A 15,681-nucleotide genomic window follows, 5' to 3' on the forward strand; every position below is an offset into this window, starting at 1 on the left:
CCAAACCGCCGCGGGCTAGGATTTGGGCTTTTTCATCTCATCCAACGCCTGCTCCAGGTCGAGGACCAGATCGCGGGTTTCCTCGAGACCGATGTTCAGCCTGACGAGGCGATGGCCGTAGTTGGGGCGTTGTTTGATGCCGGTGAAGTCGTAAGGGACGGCGAGGCTGGTTACGCCCGCCCAACTGTATCCAATCTCGAACAGTTCCAATGCATCCACGAAGCTCAATACCTGCTGCTTGGTGAACTTCGGCGCGAATACGATGGAAAATACGCCTGCCGATCCGCTGAAATCTCTTTTCCAGATTTCATGTCCGGGACACGACGGCAGCGCGGGGTGAAGCACGCGCTCGATCTCCGGACGCGCTCCAAGCCAGCGTGCGATTTCCAGAGCTGACGCCTCAATCTGTTTAAGGCGGACCGCAAGCGTCTGCATCCCCCGCAGCGCCAGGCTGCAATCATCGGGCGATGCCGCGAACCCAAGCAGCTTGTGGGTTTGGCCGAGGTGCTCGTGCAGAGATCGATCCTTCACCGTCACTGAGCCCAGAAGCAAATCACTGTGTCCGCCCACATACTTGGTGAGGGCTTGCATGGTGATGTCAACACCGTGAGCGAAGGCGTCAAACAACACTCCTGCCGCCCATGTATTATCCAGCGCGACCAGCGCTCCCTTTTCGTGCGCCACCGCGGCTATTGCTGGCACGTCCTGAACCTCGATGGTTGCAGAACCTGGACTTTCGCACCAGACCAGCCTCGTGTACTTGCGGATGTGCTTGGCAATTCCACCGCCAATCGTCGGCTCATAGCCGCTGCATTCGATTCCCAGTCGAACCAGCAAATCCTTAGCCAGCTCGCGATGCGGCCCATAAAGACTTTCAGGAATCAGGACGTGATCTCCCGCTTTGAGAATGGCAAGGTTGATCAGCGTGAGCGCGCTCTGCCCACCCGGAGTAATGATGGTGCGATACCCATGTTCCAGTTCACAAACTCGTCCGGCGAGTTCCAGAGTGGTTGGAGTTCCGTACAGACCGTAGGTGTATCCGACCTCGTGCTGGTTCCAGTGGTCCTGAACCGATTCGGCGTTCGGAAAAACGGTCGTGGAGCCTCGATATACCGGCGTTGTGAGCGAGCGAAATCCCTCCGGCGTGCGCGCGTCGGAGTGTATCAGCCTGGTCTTCCAGTCCTTTGGCATGCCGACAGTATAGCGGTGTAGGGCGGACACTCTTGTTCGCCAAATCCATTCACAGGCGTGCCCTCCCTACACAAACTGGATTGATCCGCGCGAGAAAGGAGTGGGAGTCGAGGTGGAACCCAATATCAGCGAGTGAGGCGCAACCGGGTTCCACCCAGAAAGAAGTGCGATTAGAACTTGTAGCCGAAGCCGACCGAGATCACAGGATAGAACTTATAGAGAGATAGGTTATTGTTGATCTTGGTCTGCTCCGCCAGGATATTGGCCTGCACAGTCGGGTCCGACGCAACTGACCGGCAGAAGGTTAGCGACACATCACATACACCTCCGGCCAAGGCCAAAGTAGCGCGCGGTTGCCCCTGATACGCGAATCCAATCTCTACCGGAATGCTCCAGCGACGCCCGTGGCGAGGAAGCAAGTTTCCCCATCCCACCAGGAACGTCGGCGCAACCCTGGCAAAATCTATCTTCCCGGTACCGATCATTGGATTGGCAGGGTCAGTAGTGTAAACGCCATTGCCCAACGAAAAAGCCTGGCCCGCTAGGACCGTTGCATTTCCCTTCACCTGATTCCCGTTGTACGCCATCACGCCCGGGCTGATGTGAAAACTGTCGGCAAATGGAAACCAGTCGAAATGTGCTTCCACCGACCGCAGCGTGAGCGATCCGTTATAGTTCACGCCATCCTGTGCGAATCCCCGGCTGTAGCTGAATGCGTTGAAACCCATGCGCACATTGGAGGAGTGGGTGACCGCCGTAGCGACTTCGCCTCCAATGCCCAGCGTCGAAATTTTCACACCAACCCCAATCCGGCCGAATTCGCCAATGCTGGGTTCGCTGGAACGTCGCGCCCGCGCCGTGGGCGCTTCGGATTTTTGTGCATCCGCCTCGGACTGCTTAGCCAGATCAGCTTGCGATGGTCCTTCAAATGAAATGCTCGGTCTGGTGGGGGCGCTTCCTGACTGCTGCTGAGCTTGGCAAACTGCTGAAAACACAAGCGTTAAGCTGAAGAAACACACTGCAAATCGCGACAGTTTGCGCACTTCATGCCTCCCCGAGATATCGTAATCTGTGTTGGAAATAGCAGCGTAATCATGTGGCACCTCTGCGGGGCCGGCAAGTAACGGAAGTGATGGAACCCTAATTGTTGCTATCACTAACCGTCCTCTGTGCCTCTGGGAGCGGGCAGACCGTATAATCGTCGGATTCACAATGCCCGCTACTCTGGACAGTATTCTCTCCGCCACCCGCCGTCGCGTTGCCGCCAGCAAGCGCGGCACCGATTTGCGCGATCTGGAGCGGAAAGCGGCGCAGCATGAGGTCCGCGGATTTAAAGACGCCCTATTGAAAGCAGACCAGGATGGGGTCGCCATTGTTGGGGAGCTGAAAAAGGCCTCGCCTTCGCGTGGCACTATCCGCGCCGAGTTCGACGTTGCATCGCTGGCCAAAGAACTGGCCACCGCCGGTGCTGCTGCTCTTTCCGTGCTGACAGACGAGGAATTTTTTCAGGGTTCTTTGTCCAACCTGCAGCAGGCATCGCTCAGCACTCGTCTGCCCTGCCTGCGCAAAGATTTCATGGTGGATGAATTCCAGATGTTGGAATCGCGGGCCCACGGCGCGGACGCAGTGCTGCTAATCGTTGCCGCCCTGAGCGACGCGGAGCTGCGCAACCTTCACCGAGCTGCACGCGCGTTTGACCTGGACGTGCTCTGCGAGGTGCACGATGAGCAAGAGTTGGCGCGCGCGTTGGGCGCGGGCTGCGAAATCATCGGCGTGAACAGCCGGAACCTGCGTACTTTTACCGTGGATTTAGAAACGCCTATGCGATTGGCTGCGCTGATCCCCAAAAATGTACTGCGGATTGCGGAGAGTGGGATCGGGTCCGGGCAGGACATTCGTAAGCTGCGTGCCGTGGGGTATCAGGGCTTTCTGATAGGGGAATCTCTGATGAAGGCGGTGCACCCCGGCGAGATGCTGCGCATCCTGATCGCAGACGCAAAACACGCGACCGTGGGCTCTTGAGGCTCAATGACCTGGGTAAAAATTTGCGGTACCACGAATCTGGAAGACGCTCTTGCCGCAGTCGAGGCCGGCGCTGATGCGCTGGGATTTATTTTCGCCCCCAGTCCACGGCGCGTAGAGCCGGAGCAGGCCCGCGACATCATCCGCCAGTTGCCGAGAGCTATTGAGAAAGTCGGTGTGTTCGTGGATGAATCGGCGGAACAGGTCCAAGCCATCGCGCGGCAAGCTGGGCTCACCGCCGTACAGGTGCAGGGGGATGAAGTGAGCCGCTGGGCAGCGTTGATGGCTCGGCAGTTGCCGTTCAAGCTGCTGGTCTCTTGCCCTATGAGCATCGTGGACGGAGCAAGTTGGGCCGCGGCCTGGGATCCGAAAGTCGTTTATGCCTTCCTGCTTGATTCTGGCACTGCTAAGAAACGCGGGGGTACGGGTAAGACTTTTGACTGGAAGGCCAATGCCTCAGTCGTCGAAGATGTCGGTCGCCGTCAGCGCGTCATCATTGCCGGTGGCCTAAGTCCTGCCAATGTAGGCGAAGCTGTCCAGTTCTTCCGCCCCTGGGGGGTTGACGTAACTTCCGGGGTGGAACTCGAACCGGGGAAAAAAGATCATAAGAAGGTGCACGCCTTTATTGAAGCGGCGCGTACCGCTGCTCACAAGGAAGCGGCAGCAGAGTTGTGAAGCTTCGAGGAAACGCGAGCGTCTGAAAGCAGAATGCCAACCAGCCCCACAACCCGTAAAGCTGTCTCTCGCAGCAGGCCAGCTGCGGTCAAGCCGCTTGCCCGTAAGCCTTCCCAGAGTGTCCCTGGTCGTTTCGGGCCATACGGCGGCCGCTACGTTCCAGAAACGCTGATGGCGGCACTGGATGAGCTGGAACGCGTCTACGATCAAGCGCGGCGCGACAAAACATTTCAGCGCGAGCTGGATTACCTGCTGCGCAATTACGCTGGACGGCCAACACCATTGTTCTTCGCGCGACGCCTTACCGACAAACTCGGCGGCGCCAAGATTTACCTGAAGCGGGAAGACCTGCTACACACCGGCGCACACAAAATCAACAATTGTCTGGGCCAGGCACTGCTCACACAGCGGATGGGCAAACGCCGGGTGATTGCAGAAACCGGCGCTGGGCAGCATGGAGTAGCGACTGCCACAGTATGCGCGCTGTTTGGATTCGAGTGTGTTGTTTACATGGGCATAGAAGACATGCGCCGCCAGGAGTTGAATGTCTTCCGCATGCGCTTGCTGGGGGCGGAGGTGCGCGGAGTTGACTCCGGCTCGCGCACCCTGAAGGACGCCATCAATGAGGCCATGCGGGACTGGGTCACCAATGTGCGCACCACTCATTATTTGTTGGGCAGTGTCCTCGGTGCGCATCCCTATCCCACGATGGTGCGCGATTTCCACTCGGTAATCGGACGCGAGGCCAGGGCGCAAATCTTAAAATTCGAGAAGAAGCTTCCAGCGGCGATCATTGCTTGTGTAGGCGGCGGATCGAATGCCATCGGCATTTTCCACCAGTTCATTCCTGATCGCGGGGTGCAGTTGATCGGCGTCGAAGCCGGCGGGCGTGGCGCTGCGTTGGGCGATCATGCCGCTCGCTTCAGGGCAGGCGGCAACCCCGGTGTTTTGCAGGGAACTTATTCCTATGTTCTGCAGGATGTGGCTGGCCAGATTGCCACAACCCACTCTATTTCCGCTGGTCTGGACTACCCTGCGATCGGTCCGGAGCACGCCTCCCTTAAGGACAGCGGCCGCGCGGAATATGTGTCCGCCTCTGACGATGAGGCGCTGCAAGCGTGCTCGCTCTTGGCGCGTACCGAGGGAATTATCCCGGCCTTGGAGTCGGCGCATGCAGTCGCTGAGTGCATCAAGCGCGCGCCGCGCATGAAAAGGTCGGAAGTTGTGATCGTGAACATCTCCGGCCGTGGCGACAAAGACATGGGAATCCTGAAAGAGATTTTCAATTGAGTAATGTGCAAGGTCGTAACGTTGAGTAGCGTCTAGTAGTTTTGTGCTTTTTCACTTTTACAAATACAAATTAGAAATTCCCCGATGGCCTTAACCTTCCAAAGTCGGCCCTCACTCGTTGCCTATCTCACTTGTGGCGATCCCACACTTGAGGTTTCGCGTGAGGTGGCACTGGCAGCCATCGACGCCGGCGCTGAGACCATCGAGTTGGGCGTGCCCTTCAGTGATCCGGTTGCCGACGGGCCGGTAATCCAGCGCGCCAGTGAGCGTGCTCTGCGGCAAGGAGTGACGCTGGCAGATGTTTTGGCGCTGGGTAGGGAATTACGTCGCCAGAGTCAGGTCGGTTTGATCGTGTTTTCCTACTTCAATCCAATCCTGCAATTCGGGCTTGAGCGCTTCTGTGCAAGTGCGGCCGATGCCGGCATTGACGGGGCTTTGATGACCGATCTTCCGACAGAAGAAGCGGACGATTATTTGCGGAGCATGAGTACGCGAAATCTAGCGACCGTCTTTCTGGCTGCGCCCACCAGTCCGGACGCGCGCCTGCGACGGATCGCGAAATCGTCCAGCGGTTTTGTGTACGCCGTCTCTCGGACAGGGATTACCGGTGAACGGCAGCAGCTTTCAGAAGAGGCGCGCGAGCTGGTTCGCCGTATCCGGCGTCACACCAAGTTGCCGGTTGCGGTCGGCTTCGGAATTTCCACTCCTGAGCAGTTTGCTTCAGTGGGCGAGTTCGCGGACGCGGCCGTCGTCGGCAGCGCCATCGTACACACCATTGAACGAAATCCGGGCCGCGAGCCAGAGGCGGTTCACGATTTCGTTGCCGGCCTGATCCGTAAAGGCAAGCCAGCCGCCAGCCGCCATTCCGTATCGATTGCTTAGCAGCCCTCGTGGCGATTGGGTCCGCGCGAGTTGGGCAATCAGTTATTCTTGAATAAGCTATTGTTAAACCATGGACATCGCTGATTGGCGCAAGAAAATTGACGAGATTGATCGCAAGCTGGTTGAGCTGTTGAATCAGCGGGCGCAAGCGGCGCACGAGATTGGACGTCTCAAGCGCAACACCAATATGCCAATCTATGAGCCCGATCGCGAGAAGACGATTTTTGAAAACGTGCAGAAGATCAACCTTGGGCCGCTCTCGCACCGTGACATGGTGCAGATCTATGAACGCATCATTGACATCATGCGCAAAATCCAGAAGGAAGAAATTGCTCCAAAACGCCCGTCTACAGGCGGCGACACGGAATTGGAGTCCGAGGTGAACGACTGATCATCGCGATGCAAGAGTCGGCCAGCGAGGAACAGATTCAGCAGATGATTGATCATCTGGTGAAGATGGGCTTTGAAATCCACCGCAGTACCGGAGTGCAGCAGACGGTGCTGGGCGCGGTGGGAGCGCGCATTGACTTCGACGTGCGCGAACTGGAAGTGCTGCCCGGTGTTCAGCAGGTGCATCGCATCAGCTCGCCTTATAAGCTGGCCGGACGCAGCTTCCGCCCTGAGGGAACCATAGTCAAGCTGCCGCTCGGCGTTCAAATCGGTGGCGATGCTGTCGTCATCATGGCTGGACCTTGTTCGGTGGAATCCCGCGAGCAGCTACTTGCGGCAGCGGAGCAGGTATCAAAATCGGGAGCGCGGGTGTTGCGTGGGGGAGCCTTCAAGCCGCGTTCGTCGCCGTATTCTTTTCAGGGGCTGGGAGAAGACGCGCTAAAGTTGCTGCGCGAAGCGGGCGATAAGTTCAAGCTGTTGGTGATCAGCGAGGTCATGGAAATCTCGCAGATCCCGTTACTATTGCCCTACGTGGACATTCTGCAGGTCGGCGCGCGCAACATGCAGAACTTCAACCTGCTGCGCGAGTTGGGACGGGTACGCAAGCCGGTGCTCCTCAAACGCGGCATTGCGGCCACACTCGAAGAGTTGCTGCTCTCCGCCGAATACATTATGGCCGGCGGCAATTATGACGTGATCCTGTGCGAGCGCGGAATTCGCACTTTTGAAACCTATACGCGCAACACCATGGACATTTCTGCGATTCCGATCATCAAGAAGCTTTCGCATTTGCCCATGACTGCCGATCCTTCGCACGGGACTGGCCGCCGCGACAAGGTCGCGCCCATGGCCCGCGCCGCCGTGGCCGCCGGTTGCGACGCGCTGCTGATCGAGGTCCACCCCAGTCCCGATACCGCGCTTTCTGATGGCGCGCAGTCGCTTTATCCTGAACAGTTCCGCAAATTAATGGACGAGCTGCGCATCATCGCTCCCGCAGTGGGGAGAAAAATCGCGTAATAATTCACCACGTAGACAACAGAGAAACGCAGGAAATTGGATAAATAAAATCAATATTCCGTGCTTCCGTAGTGAAAATATAACCCGATGAACATTCGGCAGATCACCATCGTCGGCACCGGGCTGATCGGCGGGTCTTTCGCCCTGGCCCTTAAGAAGCACGGCTTTCGTGGACGCATCGTGGGCTGCGATCGTGAATCGGTCCTGACACAAGCGCGGAAAATTGGCGCTATTGATGCAGCTGTCGCAGATCCAGCAGAGGCTTCGGTTGGAAGCGATGTTGTGCTCTTAGCACCCAACGTAGGCACGATAATCGATCTCGTAGAGCGGCTAGGGCCGGTGATTTCGTCGGAAACTCTTCTCACCGATGTCGGTAGCACCAAGGCCGAAATCGCGGCGCGCGCCCGCGCTGTTTTCGGGAAGGATGCCGCGAACCGTTTTCTTCCCGGGCACCCAATGGCAGGCAAAGAGCACAGCGGAATCGAGAATGCCGACGCAGATCTATTTGCCGGGGCAACTTGGGCGATTACGCCATTCGAGAACAACATTCCGGTGGGCAGCCCGGCCGCCGCTTTCCTCGATCTCGTACGCAGCGTAGGCGCGCACATACTCTCTATGGCACCCGATCGCCACGACTGGGCCTGCGCCTGGATCAGTCACCTGCCGCAATTGGTATCCACTGCGCTTGCGGCATCTCTAGCCAATGAATTCGCCTCCGATCCGGAAGCCCTCGAACTCGGCGGCCCCACGCTGCGCGATATGACTCGCGTGGCAGCCAGCCCCTATTCAATGTGGCGCGATGTTGCGCTTACGAATCCATCTAACATTCAGGAGGCACTCCTGCGGCTAGAGCAAAGGCTCGCCCACTTGCGCGAAAATCTTTCTACTCGTGAGCTAGAGAGCGAGTTTGCTTCCGCCAACAAACTGCGAAAAACGCTCACCACAAAGAACACGAAGGGTCACAAAGAGTAGTCACAGCACGTTGCATTGCGAACCTTCGTGTACCTTTGTGCACTCTGTGGTAAAGAATTGAGATATGCCCGAAGTGCCTTCGCAGTCGGCGATCATCCTCTACGATGGCGTCTGCGGGCTGTGCAACCGCTTTAACCGGTTCATCCTCTCTCGTGATCGCCACGACCGTTTCCGGCTCGCCTCGCTGCAGAGTAATTTTGCCCGCGACTTGCTACAGCGGCACGGATTGTCGCCCGGCAACCTTGATACCGTCTATCTCGTGCTCGATGCCGGCACTCCCCAAGAGAGGTTTTTCGGCCGATCGGAGGCAGTGGTAAACATCATGCGCCGCTTGGGGCCATTCTGGCGTGTTCTTGGTGGAGCATTCGCTTTGCTGCCGCGGTTGGTTCGTGATTGGCTCTACAACCTGGTGGCACGCAGCCGATACCGTATTTTCGGACGCTACGACGTCTGCCCGCTTCCTTCTGAAAAGGATGGTCGCAAATTCATCGAAGTTTAGTAATAGTTCTAACCACAGAGGACACAGCGAAACATGAAGTGTTACTTGCCTTGCTTTGCGTGTTTAATCTCAGTGCTCCTCTGTGGTGAACTTCTTGTGCCCGTTTGCGTTGGCATCGCGCTCAACCGTAGAATCGCCCTCTTATGAACAAAGTAGTTGCCAATGCCGAGGAGGCCATTCGCGACATCCAGGATGGCGCCACCATCATGATTGGCGGTTTCGGCCTCTGCGGCATCCCGGAAAATCTGATCCGTGCCCTGCTGAAGAAAGGTGTGAAACGGCTGACCACCATCAGCAACAATGCCGGGGTGGATGGCTTCGGCGTGGGACTGCTATTGGCTGCCGGCCAGATTCGCAAGCACATCGGGACCTACGTGGGCGAAAACAAGCTGCTGGAAGAAATGGTGCTCACCGGCAAAATGGAACTCGAACTGGTGCCGCAGGGTACATTTTCCGAGCGCATGCGCGCCGCCGGCGCGGGAATACCCGCCTTCTACACTCCCACTGGAGTCGGCACGGTCGTGGCGGAAAATAAAGAAACCCGAGAATTTGGCGGCCGCATGTATCTGATGGAGCATTGTCTGCGCGCCGACTTCGCCCTGATCAAAGCCTGGAAGGGCGACAAGTGGGGCAACCTGGTCTATCGCAAAACAGCGCGCAATTTTAATCCCATGATGGCGATGGCTGCCCGCGTCACCATTGCCGAAGTCGAGGAGCTAGTGGAGGTGGGCGAGCTGGATCCTGATACCGTGCACACCCCCAGTGTTTTCGTGAAACGCATCTTCCAGGGCGAGGCATACGAAAAGCGCATTGAGAAACGCACCGTTCGCAAGGCTTGAGTCGCGGCTTCGGGATGCAAGGAGGCACGCGTGAGGACTCGACATTGGTTGCTGCTTGCTGTTCTGGTAATGGTAGTGATCTGGATGATCCTGGGACGCACCACTCCCGCACACTGAACTATGCCCGCGCCTGACAGCACCGTGGAGGAGGTTCGCACCAGCGTGCTCCGCTATATCCGCATGTACGAAGAAGGCGGTCTTACGCTGGGCGATCTGGGCGCCGAATTGGCGGTCATGGCGCCGGCTTACGATGAGGCCATGGGCGGCATTGAGGACCACTTCGGCGAATTGCTGGCGACGGCCTACAAGTACCACGCCGAGTCGCACGCTGACGCCCGCACCTCATACGAAGAACTGGAGCGAGTGTTGACCCAGTTCAGGCGTACAGAAGCCGCCTGGTAGGATTTAGGATTGACGTATTGAAACCTTGAGAGATTGAGTCATTGATACTCTGAGCCATTGCCAGTCGGCCGCCACAACCCGGAACCAATCACTCAATGCCTCAATCCTTCAATGATTCACTCAATCGTAAAAAATCATGGCCACGACTTCCAAAGTTCCTAAAGATGTCGAAAAACGCGACCGTATCGTGAAGCGCATCGCCCGCGAGCTGCGTGATGGCTTCTACGTCAACCTCGGTATCGGCATGCCCACGCTGGTAGCCAACTGCGTCCCCCAAGGGATGGACGTAATCTTGCAAAGCGAGAATGGAATGTTGGGTATTGGACCGTTCCCCCTCGAGGGGCGGGAAGACGCCGACCTTATCAATGCCGGCAAAGAAACGATTAGCGAAATTCCCGGCACTGCCTACTTTTCCAGCGCTGATTCTTTTGCCATGATCCGCGGCGGCCACATTGATCTGAGCGTGCTGGGCGCGATGGAAGTAGATGAAAAAGGCAATCTGGCCAACTGGATGATTCCCGGCAAAATGGTGAAGGGAATGGGCGGTGCAATGGACCTGGTAGCCGGCGCCCGGCGGGTGATTGTGGCCATGGAGCACACCACTCGCGAGGGTCAGCCAAAAATTTTGAAGAAATGTAGTCTGCCGCTGACCGGAGTGAGAGTGGTAGATACCATCGTCACGGAAATGGCGTACATTCGCGTGACCCCGACTGGACTTGTGCTAGAAGAAATCGCGCCTGGCTTGACCGCCGACGATGTTCAGGCCGTCACCGAGCCCACGCTGATCCTCAGTCCCGAGCTGAAAACCATGCAGGGCTGAGATGGCGTGATTTATGCTGCGCTTCGCCGGCTGTTGCTTCCCGCCTGTGCGACCGCTTCCAAGGCGTCCAGCGGATCCTCAAAGCCGCACGCGGTGCTCAAAGCGGAAAAAAGCTCATCGTATTCCGCCTCAGGCAGGCTCTTGAAATCAATTTTGTCATCGATCGTGCGGTATAGATCCACAAATCTTTTGATCCGTGCCGCCGGCTTCTGCTCTGGCTGTATTAACTTCAGCATCGCCAGAAGGTCTTTAATTTGTTCCGACTTCATTGCTGGTGTACCTCAATTCTATCTTTATATGACGTCCAGTAACTGATGCTAACGGGTCTGGACAGGATACAAGAAGTCGCGCCCCAGCAGAAGCGTGACCAACTATGTAACCCTGGTTATTCAAGCAATCATGGACGCCGTCAGATCGCCCTCGGCGCCTGCTGCTCAGAGTCCGCTTGCAAGTCAATTGCTTTGCGAGACATACCCCCTACCCACTGGTCCCGCCGCTGTGATTCCGTGCCACCGTCCGCTTCATTCCCCTCTCTGCGGGCGCCACGAAATTCCTGCATCGCATCCCTGACGCGTCGCCGGGTGGTCTTGCCATCCGCAGGCGCGAACAAAAGGCCCAGGCCTAGGCCTATTCCCATCCCCGCCAGCAGACTGGGCACTCGCGAGCTCTTTGAGCGCTTGTGCTGAAAGAGATCAGCGTGGCGCTCTAGCTCCTTTCTTCCCTGCCGATAGCGCTCCCGTGCAGCAACCGTGGCACGCTTCGCTCTCGTTTCCACATCATCGCGAAGCCTATCGAGGTTCCTGGACTGCAAGAAGTTAGCGACAAACCTGAGTAGCTGTTCCATTGCACTCTCCTGAATCGGTGACCTCGCTCTTAACAAGGTTCAGACTTAACACGGTCAAGAGTTGGATTTGAAGGTTACGTCTTGTGGGAATAGAAGCGGTCCGAGCGCTTACAGCTGCAAGCCTCGCAATCTAAATATTGACTCGTGCCCGTCCCGACGACCGCAACAGGCGCGCCGGGAATGTGAGCATCGCCCAGAGAAGCTCCAACACACCATCAACGGCGATCCCAACAATGCGGAACGGTAACAGGACCAGCCACACCAGTGGATACAAAAACAGCGCGAGCAGGGCCAAAGGCCAGCACAGGACAAAAAGCAAGCACCAGAGAAGAAAAGTCAGCACAGGTATCCTCTCCCTTAAGTACGCGCCATCCTCTCTTAAGGTTCCGTCATGCTGCGCTGGCTGAATCGGCCTGACTGCGCAGGGACTTCTCGTAAGGCGCGCGCGCAATGCCACGCTCGGTGACGATGGCGGTAACGTATTTCGCCGGGGTCACATCGAAGGCTGGATTCTCCACCCGCACACCTTCGGGGGCGATTGCTTTGCCCGCAATGTGAGTCACTTCCCGGCTGGACCGCTGCTCAATGGGAATCTTGCTACCATCGGGGGTTTCCAGATCAACCGTCGAAAACGGCGCCGCAACATAAAACGGGATGGCATGTTCTTTGGCAAGTATGGCCAGAGTGTAGGTGCCGATTTTATTGGCCACATCGCCGTTTGCGGCAATTCGGTCCGCGCCCACGACCACTGCGCCAATTTTCCCTTGCTTCATCATGGCTCCCGCCATGTTGTCCGAAATAACCGTCGTCGGAATGCCATCCTTCATCAGTTCCCATGCCGTCAACCGCGAGCCCTGCAAAAACGGACGCGTCTCATCCGCAAACACCTGGAGCTTCTTGCCTGACTCAACCGCCGCCCGTATCACACCCAGCGCTGTGCCATAACCGCACGTCGCCAGGGCGCCTGCATTGCAGTGCGTCAGAACGCCACCGCTCGCCGGCATGAGCGTTGCGCCGTGCTGCCCCATGGCTTCGTTGGCGGCAATGTCTTCCAGATACATGCGCTGTGCTTCCAGGATGAGTGCCTGCTTGATCTGCTCCACCGGAAGTTCAGCCGCAGCCTCGAACTTGTCGCGCATGCGGCGGATGGCCCAGAAAAGATTCACGGCAGTGGGGCGCGTCTCCGCTATAGCATCGCAGATTTCATCAAAATTGCGGCGCAGTTCAGAAACGTGATCGCCCTCCGCGTCCCGCGTTCCCAGAGCAACACCCATGGCTGCCGCTACACCTATCGCCGGCGCCCCGCGCACCACCATCTTACGAATGGCATCTGCTACTTCTTCGTATGTCGCGCAGGTAACGTAGCTCTCTTCCGACGGAAGCTTCGTCTGGTCAATGAAGCGCACGCCTTCGTCGGTCCATTCCAAGGTCTTGACCATCAGCTCGATTCTCGTGACATTCGATTAGGCAGTCCGGCCGGACGATGCCAGTTTCTCACCCTGGCGCACGTGCTCACGCCGCACATCATTCGCGGTAAAAATTGAAACGAAGGGCGCAGGTTTAGCAGCCCGCTCCACATTGACTCGTCCATCGGCCTCTTCACGCTCAACCAGGCACATCACTCCGACGATTTCGAATCCGAATTCGCGCGCCGCCTCAATTGCCTGTACGGTTGACCCTCCTGTAGTACACACATCATCCACAATGACGACCCGCGCGCCCCTTTCCTGGAACCCCTCTATACGCTGCCCTGTGCCATGTTGTTTCTCCGCCTTGCGCACCAGAAAACCGCTTACTTCGCTACTCACCACCGCTACCGCGCTGACAATTGGATCCGCTCCCATGGTGAGCCCGCCAACCGCGAGCGGCTTCCACCCACGGGTTTTGATCTCATCCCAGAACACCTGTCCGGTAAGGCGAGAGCCCGCAGCATCGAGGGTAGTGGTGCGGCAGTCTACGTAGTAGTCACTGGTCCCACCCGAAGACAGCTTGAATTGTCCCAGCCGGAACGACTTCTCCGACAAGATGCGCAGCAGTTGCTCTCGCGCAGACGGCATAAGGAATTAACATAACACGGCAGGGTTAGTGGCCAGTTGACCACTGCCTTAGCGCGCCAGCCGCTCCAGATGACGGAAGTGGTCACTCGCGATGTAGAGCATCACCGAGAGCGTCAGGTTATAGCCAATGTGCACCAGCATGCTGGCGGCAACAGACTTGGTGACCGCGCGCACGGTGGTCAGCGCCAGGCCTACGATGAAGAGCACCAGCAGTGGACCCCACGATTTGGCAAGCTGCAACGCATGTAACAGGGCAAATGGCAACGCGGTTAATATGACTCCCCAGAGCACGCCCAATCGCCTGGCCAGCACCGGATAGAGAAGCCCACGAAAGAGCAGTTCCTCCATGAAGGGCGCTACGGTGACACTGAACAGCGACATCACGTACGCGTCCCGCGCCGTCCGGAAGAACTGATCAATGGGAAGCTGCTTGGGGATGGGCAGCAGCGCCGAGATCAGTTGGCCAGCGATGGCCAGGATCACGCCCACGGCAGCGAACCCCAGCCATCCTGATTGCGGCCAATTCCAGCGGATTGCCGTCCAAAAGGGTGCTCGACGCTCCCGGGTGATCAGCAGGTACATGAACCCAAAAACCACCACGTAGGCCAGAAACTGTGCCGGCAGGATCAGCAGCACGTTGTGCGAAATCTCATCAGGCGATGTCCGCCTGAGCATTCCCAGGCGATGTGCAACCACCACCACGCCGACGCTGAACACCGCCAGCGTGACCACCATCATCAATGCAATGCGCAAAACATCCCAGCCACTAAAGGGGGGATCTTCGGGACGCGGCGCCGTGATCTGGGGGGCCGCAGCGGGTGACGGCCACTCAGGAATCGAGTTGGTCGGTGGGGACGACAACTTCTGAATGTACACGAATCCCAAAAGGCCGGAAACGATATGCCACATCAACCCTGCTGCCAGGTGTCTTGTCCTTCAGGCCCCTGCCTTGCACCAAACCTGATGCATACCCGCGGCGTTCAGCAGTTCTCGATTCCGCTCCCCCAATTCCTGGACTACACTAAGTACACAGGTTAAGAAACAAAAGTTCTGGAACCCGGCTTGATTTTGGTTCACTATAGCGGGTGATCCGTTATTCAGGGTCCAGTAAACAAACGCTTACGGAGCGATAAATGGCAAAAGCAGCAGCAAAGAAAAACAGCGCGTTCATGAAGCCAATGCAGCCTTCAGCGCACCTGGCCGAAATTGTCGGCGATAAACCGTTACCGCGAAGCGAAGTCACCAAGAAGATCTGGGCGCACATCAAAAAGCACAAACTTCAGAACCCGAAAAACAAACGGGAAATCATTGCTGACGACAAGTTGCAGCCGGTTTTCGGAACGAAGAAGCTGGACATGTTCCAGATGACCAAGGCGGTCAACAAGCACCTGAAGTAGTGCCCGGTGCTTCGGAGCGTCACAGATTCGAAGTGCCGTTCCGCTGCAGCTCCAGAAGAATGCGTATTCCCCGGTAGAAATTCTCTTTGTCATAGGCCGTTTCCCAACGGCCTAGTACCTCTTTGAAATGCTTGTTGGCGCCTTTCAGGGCCACGCGTGCTCGCGGCCGATTCTTCTGGATGTTCTTTACCGAGCGCAGTGCCGCAATGACCTCCGGCTCAATGCGCTTGCGGGATTTATGGGCGTTTTTGATCCATCTGGGCGGAATGTTTGCCCGGAACCTCAGAAATGCCCGCACCGCCGAACCAGAACTCGAGATGAAAAGCTTGGCTACCCTTGGCATACTTCACCTCCGCTCGGCGCCATCGCCGCACTACCCAGCGC

The 15,681-nt window shown here is 57.3% G+C and carries 21 protein-coding genes; 12 read left to right on the forward strand and 9 right to left on the reverse strand.

The window, feature by feature from the left end; all coding sequences use genetic code 11:
• Window positions 1-15: 15 nt before the first annotated feature.
• Both VFA76_08175 and VFA76_08180 read right to left on the reverse strand, forming a co-directional pair.
• On the reverse strand, window positions 16-1,221 hold the full coding sequence (locus tag VFA76_08175) for a cystathionine beta-lyase (protein ID HZR31814.1): 1,206 nt from the start codon (window positions 1,219-1,221) through the stop codon (window positions 16-18).
• Between the two features lie 140 nt (window positions 1,222-1,361).
• A complete protein-coding gene (locus VFA76_08180) occupies window positions 1,362-2,234 on the reverse strand; it encodes a hypothetical protein (GenBank protein HZR31815.1) in 873 nt (290 codons plus the stop codon).
• Window positions 2,235-2,403: 169 nt separating this feature from the next.
• On the opposite strand from VFA76_08180, the gene trpC reads away from it, so the two are divergent.
• From trpC to VFA76_08235, 11 genes are all read left to right on the forward strand, one after another.
• Entirely contained in the window at window positions 2,404-3,213 is an 810-nt protein-coding gene (trpC, locus tag VFA76_08185) for an indole-3-glycerol phosphate synthase TrpC (protein HZR31816.1), read from the forward strand.
• 6 nt (window positions 3,214-3,219) lie between these two features.
• Window positions 3,220-3,888, forward strand: a complete 669-nt coding sequence (locus VFA76_08190) for a phosphoribosylanthranilate isomerase (GenBank protein HZR31817.1) — start codon at window positions 3,220-3,222, stop codon at window positions 3,886-3,888.
• 33 nt (window positions 3,889-3,921) lie between these two features.
• Window positions 3,922-5,178 carry a tryptophan synthase subunit beta gene (gene trpB / locus VFA76_08195; protein HZR31818.1) on the forward strand — a complete coding sequence of 419 codons (1,257 nt, stop codon included), beginning with the start codon at window positions 3,922-3,924 and terminating at the stop codon, window positions 5,176-5,178.
• A gap of 84 nt (window positions 5,179-5,262) precedes the next feature.
• A complete protein-coding gene (gene trpA / locus VFA76_08200; GenBank protein ID HZR31819.1) occupies window positions 5,263-6,060 on the forward strand; it encodes a tryptophan synthase subunit alpha in 798 nt (265 codons plus the stop codon).
• A 70-nt stretch (window positions 6,061-6,130) separates the two neighbouring features.
• Complete coding sequence (locus VFA76_08205; protein HZR31820.1) at window positions 6,131-6,451, forward strand: chorismate mutase; 321 nt, start codon at window positions 6,131-6,133, stop codon at window positions 6,449-6,451.
• Window positions 6,452-6,459: 8 nt separating this feature from the next.
• A complete protein-coding gene (aroF, locus tag VFA76_08210; protein ID HZR31821.1) occupies window positions 6,460-7,467 on the forward strand; it encodes a 3-deoxy-7-phosphoheptulonate synthase in 1,008 nt (335 codons plus the stop codon).
• A gap of 87 nt (window positions 7,468-7,554) precedes the next feature.
• Window positions 7,555-8,439 carry a prephenate dehydrogenase/arogenate dehydrogenase family protein gene (locus VFA76_08215; protein ID HZR31822.1) on the forward strand — a complete coding sequence of 295 codons (885 nt, stop codon included), beginning with the start codon at window positions 7,555-7,557 and terminating at the stop codon, window positions 8,437-8,439.
• A 64-nt stretch (window positions 8,440-8,503) separates the two neighbouring features.
• Window positions 8,504-8,938 carry a DCC1-like thiol-disulfide oxidoreductase family protein gene (locus VFA76_08220; protein ID HZR31823.1) on the forward strand — a complete coding sequence of 145 codons (435 nt, stop codon included), beginning with the start codon at window positions 8,504-8,506 and terminating at the stop codon, window positions 8,936-8,938.
• 143 nt (window positions 8,939-9,081) lie between these two features.
• A complete protein-coding gene (locus VFA76_08225) occupies window positions 9,082-9,777 on the forward strand; it encodes a CoA transferase subunit A (GenBank protein ID HZR31824.1) in 696 nt (231 codons plus the stop codon).
• A gap of 120 nt (window positions 9,778-9,897) precedes the next feature.
• Window positions 9,898-10,179 carry a hypothetical protein gene (locus VFA76_08230; GenBank protein HZR31825.1) on the forward strand — a complete coding sequence of 94 codons (282 nt, stop codon included), beginning with the start codon at window positions 9,898-9,900 and terminating at the stop codon, window positions 10,177-10,179.
• Window positions 10,180-10,315: 136 nt separating this feature from the next.
• Window positions 10,316-10,999: a CoA transferase subunit B gene (locus VFA76_08235; protein ID HZR31826.1), complete on the forward strand. Its 684-nt coding sequence runs from the start codon at window positions 10,316-10,318 to the stop codon at window positions 10,997-10,999.
• A gap of 11 nt (window positions 11,000-11,010) precedes the next feature.
• Here VFA76_08235 and VFA76_08240 read toward each other — a convergent pair whose 3' ends face one another.
• The 6 genes from VFA76_08240 to VFA76_08265 form a co-directional block, all read right to left on the reverse strand.
• Window positions 11,011-11,268, reverse strand: a complete 258-nt coding sequence (locus VFA76_08240) for a hypothetical protein (protein HZR31827.1) — start codon at window positions 11,266-11,268, stop codon at window positions 11,011-11,013.
• 140 nt (window positions 11,269-11,408) lie between these two features.
• Window positions 11,409-11,843 (reverse strand): hypothetical protein, encoded by a 435-nt coding sequence (locus VFA76_08245; GenBank protein ID HZR31828.1) that lies wholly within the window; start codon window positions 11,841-11,843, stop codon window positions 11,409-11,411.
• A gap of 130 nt (window positions 11,844-11,973) precedes the next feature.
• A complete protein-coding gene (locus VFA76_08250) occupies window positions 11,974-12,186 on the reverse strand; it encodes a hypothetical protein (GenBank protein HZR31829.1) in 213 nt (70 codons plus the stop codon).
• A gap of 46 nt (window positions 12,187-12,232) precedes the next feature.
• A complete protein-coding gene (mtnA, locus tag VFA76_08255; protein HZR31830.1) occupies window positions 12,233-13,282 on the reverse strand; it encodes an S-methyl-5-thioribose-1-phosphate isomerase in 1,050 nt (349 codons plus the stop codon).
• 24 nt (window positions 13,283-13,306) lie between these two features.
• Window positions 13,307-13,900, reverse strand: coding sequence for an orotate phosphoribosyltransferase (gene pyrE / locus VFA76_08260; GenBank protein ID HZR31831.1), 594 nt, complete (start codon window positions 13,898-13,900; stop codon window positions 13,307-13,309).
• 48 nt (window positions 13,901-13,948) lie between these two features.
• On the reverse strand, window positions 13,949-14,809 hold the full coding sequence (locus VFA76_08265; protein ID HZR31832.1) for a type II CAAX endopeptidase family protein: 861 nt from the start codon (window positions 14,807-14,809) through the stop codon (window positions 13,949-13,951).
• A gap of 224 nt (window positions 14,810-15,033) precedes the next feature.
• On the opposite strand from VFA76_08265, the gene VFA76_08270 reads away from it, so the two are divergent.
• Window positions 15,034-15,297, forward strand: a complete 264-nt coding sequence (locus tag VFA76_08270; GenBank protein HZR31833.1) for an SWIB/MDM2 domain-containing protein — start codon at window positions 15,034-15,036, stop codon at window positions 15,295-15,297.
• Between the two features lie 19 nt (window positions 15,298-15,316).
• On the opposite strand, the gene VFA76_08275 is transcribed toward VFA76_08270, so the two are convergent.
• Complete coding sequence (locus tag VFA76_08275; GenBank protein ID HZR31834.1) at window positions 15,317-15,640, reverse strand: hypothetical protein; 324 nt, start codon at window positions 15,638-15,640, stop codon at window positions 15,317-15,319.
• Window positions 15,641-15,681: the final 41 nt, after the last annotated feature.

This window comes from Terriglobales bacterium, assembly GCA_035651655.1.
Classification (GTDB): Bacteria; Acidobacteriota; Terriglobia; order Terriglobales; family Acidobacteriaceae; genus DASRFG01.